Source organism: Bradyrhizobium sp. URHD0069, from assembly GCF_000701345.1.
In the GTDB taxonomy this organism is placed as follows: Bacteria; Pseudomonadota; Alphaproteobacteria; order Rhizobiales; family Xanthobacteraceae; genus Bradyrhizobium.
The window spans coordinates 24,692-32,500 of record NZ_JNIJ01000042.1; the positions used below are offsets into that span (position 1 = coordinate 24,692).

Annotated in this window: 4 protein-coding genes and 1 rRNA gene (1 of these 5 running past the window's edge); 2 read left to right on the forward strand and 3 right to left on the reverse strand. The window is 61.1% G+C overall.

Annotated features, from left to right (window positions below):
* Positions 1–138 precede the first annotated feature (138 nt).
* Positions 139–2,778 (forward strand): ATP-dependent chaperone ClpB, encoded by a 2,640-nt coding sequence (gene clpB / locus N554_RS0123625; RefSeq protein ID WP_029585761.1) that lies wholly within the window; start codon positions 139–141, stop codon positions 2,776–2,778.
* 74 nt (positions 2,779–2,852) lie between these two features.
* Here the strand turns inward: clpB and N554_RS0123630 are convergent, their stop codons facing one another.
* The 3 genes from N554_RS0123630 to N554_RS0123640 form a co-directional block, all read right to left on the reverse strand.
* Positions 2,853–3,083 carry a hypothetical protein gene (locus N554_RS0123630; RefSeq protein WP_371259516.1) on the reverse strand — a complete coding sequence of 77 codons (231 nt, stop codon included), beginning with the start codon at positions 3,081–3,083 and terminating at the stop codon, positions 2,853–2,855.
* Between the two features lie 63 nt (positions 3,084–3,146).
* The gene (locus N554_RS0123635; protein WP_029585763.1) at positions 3,147–3,512 is read right to left on the reverse strand and encodes an SPW repeat protein; all 366 of its coding nucleotides are present in this window, start codon (positions 3,510–3,512) and stop codon (positions 3,147–3,149) included.
* Between the two features lie 204 nt (positions 3,513–3,716).
* The gene (locus N554_RS0123640) at positions 3,717–5,765 is read right to left on the reverse strand and encodes a M23 family metallopeptidase (RefSeq protein WP_029585764.1); all 2,049 of its coding nucleotides are present in this window, start codon (positions 5,763–5,765) and stop codon (positions 3,717–3,719) included.
* Positions 5,766–6,625: 860 nt separating this feature from the next.
* Between N554_RS0123640 and N554_RS0123645 the strand changes: the two genes are divergently transcribed.
* Positions 6,626–7,809 (forward strand): 16S ribosomal RNA (locus N554_RS0123645); it runs 305 nt beyond the window's last position.

Sequence of the window (7,809 nt, forward strand, 5' to 3'; positions counted from 1 at the left end):
ATTTGCCCCAAGCCGGCGTGAGCATCGGCGAGGCGACCGCGGCCGGTTGAGGAATGTCGATGCGGCCTCGCGGAAACCCAATGAAGATGCCGTGTCCGTGCCTGAAGGGGCGGAGCGGCAGGCTGAGGGAAAATACACATGAACATTGAAAAATACACCGAGCGCGCGCGCGGCTTCATCCAGTCGGCGCAATCGCTCGCGATACGCGACGGCCACCAGCAGTTTTCGCCGTTGCACATGCTGAAGGTTTTGCTGGACGACAGCGAGGGCCTGGCCGGCGGCCTGATCGACCGCGCCGGAGGCAATTCGCGCGCGATCCTGAAAGCGACCGAGGACGCGCTCAACAAGCTGCCAAAGGTTTCGGGAAGCGGCGCCGGACAGGTTTATCTCGCGCCGGAACTGGCGCGCGCGTTCGACGCCGCGGAAAAGGCCGCCGAGAAGGCCGGCGACAGTTTTGTCACCGTGGAACGGCTGTTGCTGGGGCTCGCGCTTGACAAGAACAGCGAAGCCGGCAGCATTTTAAGAAAGGCCGGCGTCACGCCGCAGAATCTCAACGCGGCGATCGAAGCCCTGCGCAAGGGCCGCACCGCCGACAGCGCGACGGCGGAAAACGCCTATGACGCGCTGAAGAAATATGCCCGCGACCTGACCCAGGCGGCGCGCGACGGCAAGCTCGATCCGGTGATCGGCCGGGACGAGGAAATCCGCCGCACCATCCAGGTGCTCTCCCGCCGCACCAAGAACAATCCCGTCCTGATCGGTGAACCCGGCGTCGGCAAGACCGCGATCGTCGAGGGTCTGGCGCTACGGATCGTCAATGGCGACGTGCCGGAAAGCCTGAAAGACAAGAAGCTGCTGGTGCTCGATCTGGGCGCACTGATCGCGGGGGCGAAATACCGCGGCGAGTTCGAGGAGCGGCTGAAAGCCGTGCTGCAGGAAGTGATCGCGGCCGAGGGCAGCATCATCCTGTTCATCGACGAGATGCACACGCTGATCGGGGCCGGCAAGGCCGACGGCGCGATGGATGCGTCCAACCTGCTCAAACCCGCACTGGCCCGCGGCGAATTGCACTGCATCGGCGCAACCACGCTCGACGAATACCAGAAGCACGTCGAGAAGGATGCCGCGCTGGCGCGCCGGTTCCAACCGATCTACGTCAACGAGCCTTCGGTCGAGGATACCATTTCGATCCTGCGCGGCCTGAAGGACAAATACGAGCAGCACCACGGCGTGCGTATCACCGATTCCGCGCTGGTTGCGGCGGCCACGCTGTCGCACCGCTACATCACCAACCGTTTCCTGCCCGACAAGGCGATCGATCTGGTCGATGAAGCGGCGGCGCGTCTGAAGATGCAGGTCGATTCCAAGCCGGAAGAGCTCGATTCGCTTGATCGGGAGATCGTGCGGCTGAAGATCGAGCAGGAAGCCTTGAAGAAGGAAAGCGACCCGGGCTCGAAAAGCCGCCTGAAGTCATTGGAGAAGGAACTCGCCGAACTTGAAGAAAAGGCGGCCGCGCTGACGGCGCGCTGGACTGCCGAGAAGAACAAGCTGTCGAACGCGCAGAAGCTGAAGGCCGAACTGGAGACCCTGCGCGTCGAGCTCGCCAACGCCCAGCGGCGCGGCGAATATCAGCGCGCCGGGGAGCTGGCCTACGGCCGGATTCCCGAGCTTGAGAAGCAGATCGCCGAAATCGAGGCCAAGGAAAATTCCGGCGAGATGATGGAGGAGGCCGTCACGGCCAACCACATCGCGCAAGTCGTCTCGCGCTGGACCGGCGTGCCCGTCGACAGGATGCTCGAGGGCGAGAGGGAAAAGCTCCTGAAGATGGAAGAAGCCCTCAGCAGTCGCGTCGTGGGCCAGGCCGAAGCCGTGCATGCGGTGGCGACCGCGGTGCGCCGTTCGCGCGCCGGCTTGCAGGACCCGAACCGTCCCATGGGCTCGTTCATGTTCTTGGGCCCCACCGGCGTCGGCAAGACCGAGCTGACCAAGGCGCTGGCCGAATATTTGTTCGACAACGAGACCGCGATGGTCCGCCTCGACATGTCCGAATACATGGAGAAGCACTCGGTCTCGCGGCTGATCGGCGCGCCCCCGGGCTATGTCGGCTATGACGAGGGCGGCGCGCTGACCGAAGCGGTGCGGCGGCGGCCCTATCAGGTGGTGCTGTTCGACGAAATCGAAAAGGCGCATCCCGATGTCTTCAACGTGCTGCTGCAGGTGCTGGATGACGGCCGCCTGACCGACGGTCAGGGCCGTACCGTCGACTTCCGCAATACGCTGATCATCATGACCTCGAACCTCGGTTCGGAATTCCTGGTCAACCAGCCGGAAGGCGAGGATACCTCGGAGGTGCGCGAGGAGGTGATGGGTGTGGTGCGGGCGCATTTCCGGCCCGAGTTCCTCAACCGGGTCGACGAGATCATCCTGTTCCACCGCTTGCAGAGGAGCGAGATGGGCCGGATCGTCGAGATCCAGTTCTCCCGGCTGCGGAAGCTATTGGAGGATCGCAAGATCACGCTCACGCTCGATGCCGACGCGCGCGACTGGCTTGCGACCAAGGGTTGGGATCCTGCTTATGGCGCGCGTCCGCTGAAGCGGGTGATCCAGCGCTATGTGCAGGATCCGCTGGCCGAGATGATCCTCGCCGGCGAGATCAAGGAAGGCGATCGCGTCGTGATTTCCGTCGAAGGCAACGTGCTTACCTTCAACGGCAAGGCGCTGAACACCGCCGAGGTCACGCAGTTAGAGGCACCGGTGCCGAGGCGGAAGCTGAATTAGGACCGAGAGTGGGCGCGGCCGCGCATTGCACGCGGCAGGTGTTCTCGCCAGCGCGCTTGCGGGGCACTCCAGAGCTAGCCGGCGACGGGGCCGGGTTCCTTGTCGTCGTCCTCGATGGAATCAAGGTCTGTGAGGATGTCGACGAGCTCGCCGACGCGCCCTCTCGCCAGCGGCTTGCCGGCGTTCATGAGCGGTTCGTCGTTGACGATCCAGGCCTGAGCCTCCGCCAGTTCGTCGACCGTCGCACCGGTTCCAATGATTTCGGCAATCGTCACATCATCAGCCCGGACGACCGCCTTGGTCACGTCCTCACGCGTGAGACGTCTCATGGCTCTTCATCCCTCACGCTGCCCTCAATCCCGCAGACATCAGCGGCCCGTGGTAAGCCGCGGCGGGTTCTGGGACATCATCCAGAGCTCGATCGCCGCGAGGATGGCTACGGCAGCGCCCACGATCACATGGACCGTCATCGCTGTGGTTCCGTGGAAGCCCAGCACCCAGGGCGAAATGAGCGTCCACAACCCGACGATAAGGTTCAGCCACTCTTCCCACACCGCGAATGCCGCAAGTGCCGCGATGGCCAGCACCGCGATGACGATACCCGAGATATAGGCGTTTTGAGAAACCGTCCCGGCATCGAATCCGAACATCCAGGGCGACAAAAACAGAAACGCGCCGAGGATCAGATTCGCGACGTCACAATTTTTTGCGCTCGTCCAACTCCAATTCTCCATGACACCCTCCGTTTGAAGGCTTTCCTGACCAATCAACCGGACAACGGCCTTTCGAGTTCCACGGCGGTTTCAGGATATTTGATGACCGGCTGCCATCGCAACGGCTTGGCGGCTCAATGGGTTAGCTGGGGCTGGAACCGCACTTGGGCCCGGTCTGATGCGACATCATTGGCAGCCTGGAACCGCCAATCATCGGCTTCTAGTCTAGCGATTGGTGGTTTGCCGCACGCCGCCGCTGCCCGCGGCATCGGAGACCCGTGCCGCCCCGCCGCGGTTGCTCATCATGGCATCGAGACGATCGCGCTCTTTCTCGAAGCTCGCCATCAGCGGGCCTTCAAGCGAGCGGCCGCGCGGCAGCTTGATACGCATCGGATCGACAAAGCGTCCGTTGACCAGAATTTCGTAATGCACGTGGGCGCCGGTCGACATGCCCGTCGATCCGACGAAGCCGATCACCTGGCCCTGCCGCACCCGCTTGCCAGGCTCCATGCCCTTGGCGTAGGCCGACATGTGGCCGTAGGCGGTCTCGTAACCGTTGTTATGCTTGAGACGGACGTATTTGCCGTAGCCGCCTTCCCAGCCGACTTTTTCGACGACGCCGTTGCCGGATGCAAAAATCGGCGTGCCATAGGGCGTAGCCCAATCGACGCCGGTATGCATTTTGACGTAGCCGAGGATGGGATGACGCCGCCCCCCGAAGCCCGAGCGCATGATTGCGTTGTTGACGGGTTTGCGCACCAGGAACTTTTTCGCGCTCTTGCCGCTCTCGTCGTAGAAATCGACCACGGAGTCGTCGGGGGTCTGGAAGCGATAGTATTTCTTGGTTTCGCCGCCGACGGTGAGGGAAGCGAACTGCACCTCGGTCTTCTCGGTGGTGGAGCCTTCGTCCTCACCGGCGAAGAACACGTCGAACGAGTCGCCTGGCTGCACCTTGCGCTGGAAGTCGACGTCGTAGGAGTAGATGCGGACCATGTCTTCGATGACGGCCGGGGGCACCTTGTTGCGCAGCGCGGTCTCGTAGATGCTTTGATAGAGCCGCACGCCGGTCCCATCGTCATCGTCGTCGTCGCTGTTATCGGTGGTTTCGGTAACGGTGTTCATGCTCTGCACGTCGACGGCGACGTATTTGCCGAGATCGGACAGCGCGGCGACGGCTTCGATGGTGGACTCGTTGGCGACAATTACCCGGTAGGGCTGCAGCCGCTGGCCCGGACCGGCCGGCGCCATCATGATGCGCAGCTTCTGGCCTTCTTTCAGCCCACCATCGCGGCCGCGGGCGCCGAGCGTGGCGGCGATGGATTTCGCCTCTTCCGCCGTGGCGCCCTGTTCGCGCAGGATCGATGTAACGGTATCGCCCTTCTTGACCGCGTGAACACGTTCATTGGTTGGATTGCCGCCGGTGGCCTGATCTTTCGTCTTCGGCAGCAGCGTGACGTTTTCCGGGATTACGCGGATTTGAAAGCCGGCGTAGGGATCGGGGATGCTGCCTTCGGTGGCGTAGGCCAATTTAAGGTCGGGCTGCGCGCCGCTGGCATCGGCCGTTGCATTGGCAAGCGCGTAACGCACGCCGCTGCCGCCGCGCCAGTTCGAGGCATCGCGGACCCGCATCAGAACCTCGTCGAGCGCAACTACCGCGGCGAGCTTCGCCTTCGGCAGGATCGGCGCGAGGTCTTTGGTGACGAACGAAACCTCGGCATCGGGTTCGATCGCGTCAGGGTTATTCGGATCCTCGGAGGCCGCGGGAGTGGCGGCTCCGACATCGGTCAACATGCGCTGCGCGTTGAACGGGGGGATCTTGCTGCTGAGATCGCTTGTCGTCATCGACAGGTTGCCGGAGATCCGGGTGAACGGCCGCACCCGCATCACGTCGCGGTTGCCGACGCGGGCGACGGTAGAAACCCGCATCACATTCCGCGCGGCGGTCGATTCGCTGGGCGGCGGCAGACGATCGCTCTTGTGCAGGCTGGCGGCGCGGTCGTTGGCGCCGAACGCGCCGCGCAGCGCTCCCTCGACGCGTTCCGGCACCTTGGCAAAGGTCATTTCGCCGTCGAGGGATGCAAAAACGGCGCCGCCGATTAGGGCCGCGCCGCATAGGCCAGTCAGGATCGTGCCGCTAAACCACTGCACGGAGACGCGACGGCGATCGATCACCGCGGCCTCGGAGCCATCGACCGAAAGCGGCGGCTCGTGACCGAGATCGATGATCCCGGTCTCGCGTCCGTAGCCGCCCCCGCGTGACGTCCGTTGGTTCAACCCGCCGTCCCCCCATTTCATCAACTTCGACGAGACCTTCGCTCATTCTGAACCCGCGTTCGCCCTCTTAAGGGGTGACCGGGAACATGGCGTGCCGCACGGATGTTCAGGAATCGAAGGCCAAAGACTTAGCCGGAATCACGAACAACAATGGTGCGTAGATCTCTCGATGTTTTCTCGGCCGTGAGAAAGGGCGATGGGTTTGTAGAAGATCGCCAGTTCCCCGTGAGATGAATGCCGGCAGCCCCCCACTGGCATTCGGCGATTCAAAGCTTACGTAACGTCAGAACGTCGCAGGATTGTGGCTCAAGTACGGCGTGAAGTCCTTAAATATCTGGACTTATTCGCAGCGGAAGATTCTCTGCGACGATGCGACAATTTGTTGACGACAACCGTTGACAAGGCCGATTAGGCGGGCTTATAAACCGCCCACTGAGCGCGGCGCTGTCTTGGCCCAAGGCCAAGGCAAGTTTTCGTGCCCGTGAAGCTCCTCACTAAGATGAGTGAATCAACAGCCGGTACCCATCGGTTGTCATTTGCCGTCGAATGGGGTCTTCGGAAGGCTTCCCTCGGGAAGAACGAGTTCCAGAGATGGAAAGCTCCCAGCGATGGGAGAGGGGTTTTAGGGCTCCGGGCTGTTTGACAAGTGAAGATGAAGAAAGAGAAACGTGGACGGCGGAGTCCTTGCGAGTCTCGAATACTTGAAGATTTCGGTCTTCGGGTGTTGAGGCTGGACGAAAGACTTCGGCGGTACACGTTTACATAGGTTACACCATCGTTGTTCGCGATGTGAATCGCGTTCAATAAATATGGTGGGACCTCGTCAAACGTTGTGATCAGCCGGTTTAAAGTTTCAAGTCCAACTTGAGAGTTTGATCCTGGCTCAGAGCGAACGCTGGCGGCAGGCTTAACACATGCAAGTCGAGCGGGCGTAGCAATACGTCAGCGGCAGACGGGTGAGTAACGCGTGGGAACGTACCTTTTGGTTCGGAACAACCCAGGGAAACTTGGGCTAATACCGGATAAGCCCTTACGGGGAAAGATTTATCGCCGAAAGATCGGCCCGCGTCTGATTAGCTAGTTGGTGAGGTAATGGCTCACCAAGGCGACGATCAGTAGCTGGTCTGAGAGGATGATCAGCCACATTGGGACTGAGACACGGCCCAAACTCCTACGGGAGGCAGCAGTGGGGAATATTGGACAATGGGCGCAAGCCTGATCCAGCCATGCCGCGTGAGTGATGAAGGCCCTAGGGTTGTAAAGCTCTTTTGTGCGGGAAGATAATGACGGTACCGCAAGAATAAGCCCCGGCTAACTTCGTGCCAGCAGCCGCGGTAATACGAAGGGGGCTAGCGTTGCTCGGAATCACTGGGCGTAAAGGGTGCGTAGGCGGGTCTTTAAGTCAGGGGTGAAATCCTGGAGCTCAACTCCAGAACTGCCTTTGATACTGAGGATCTTGAGTTCGGGAGAGGTGAGTGGAACTGCGAGTGTAGAGGTGAAATTCGTAGATATTCGCAAGAACACCAGTGGCGAAGGCGGCTCACTGGCCCGATACTGACGCTGAGGCACGAAAGCGTGGGGAGCAAACAGGATTAGATACCCTGGTAGTCCACGCCGTAAACGATGAATGCCAGCCGTTAGTGGGTTTACTCACTAGTGGCGCAGCTAACGCTTTAAGCATTCCGCCTGGGGAGTACGGTCGCAAGATTAAAACTCAAAGGAATTGACGGGGGCCCGCACAAGCGGTGGAGCATGTGGTTTAATTCGACGCAACGCGCAGAACCTTACCAGCCCTTGACATCCCGGTCGCGGACTCCAGAGACGGAGTCCTTCAGTTCGGCTGGACCGGAGACAGGTGCTGCATGGCTGTCGTCAGCTCGTGTCGTGAGATGTTGGGTTAAGTCCCGCAACGAGCGCAACCCCCGTCCTTAGTTGCTACCATTTAGTTGAGCACTCTAAGGAGACTGCCGGTGATAAGCCGCGAGGAAGGTGGGGATGACGTCAAGTCCTCATGGCCCTTACGGGCTGGGCTACACACGTGCTA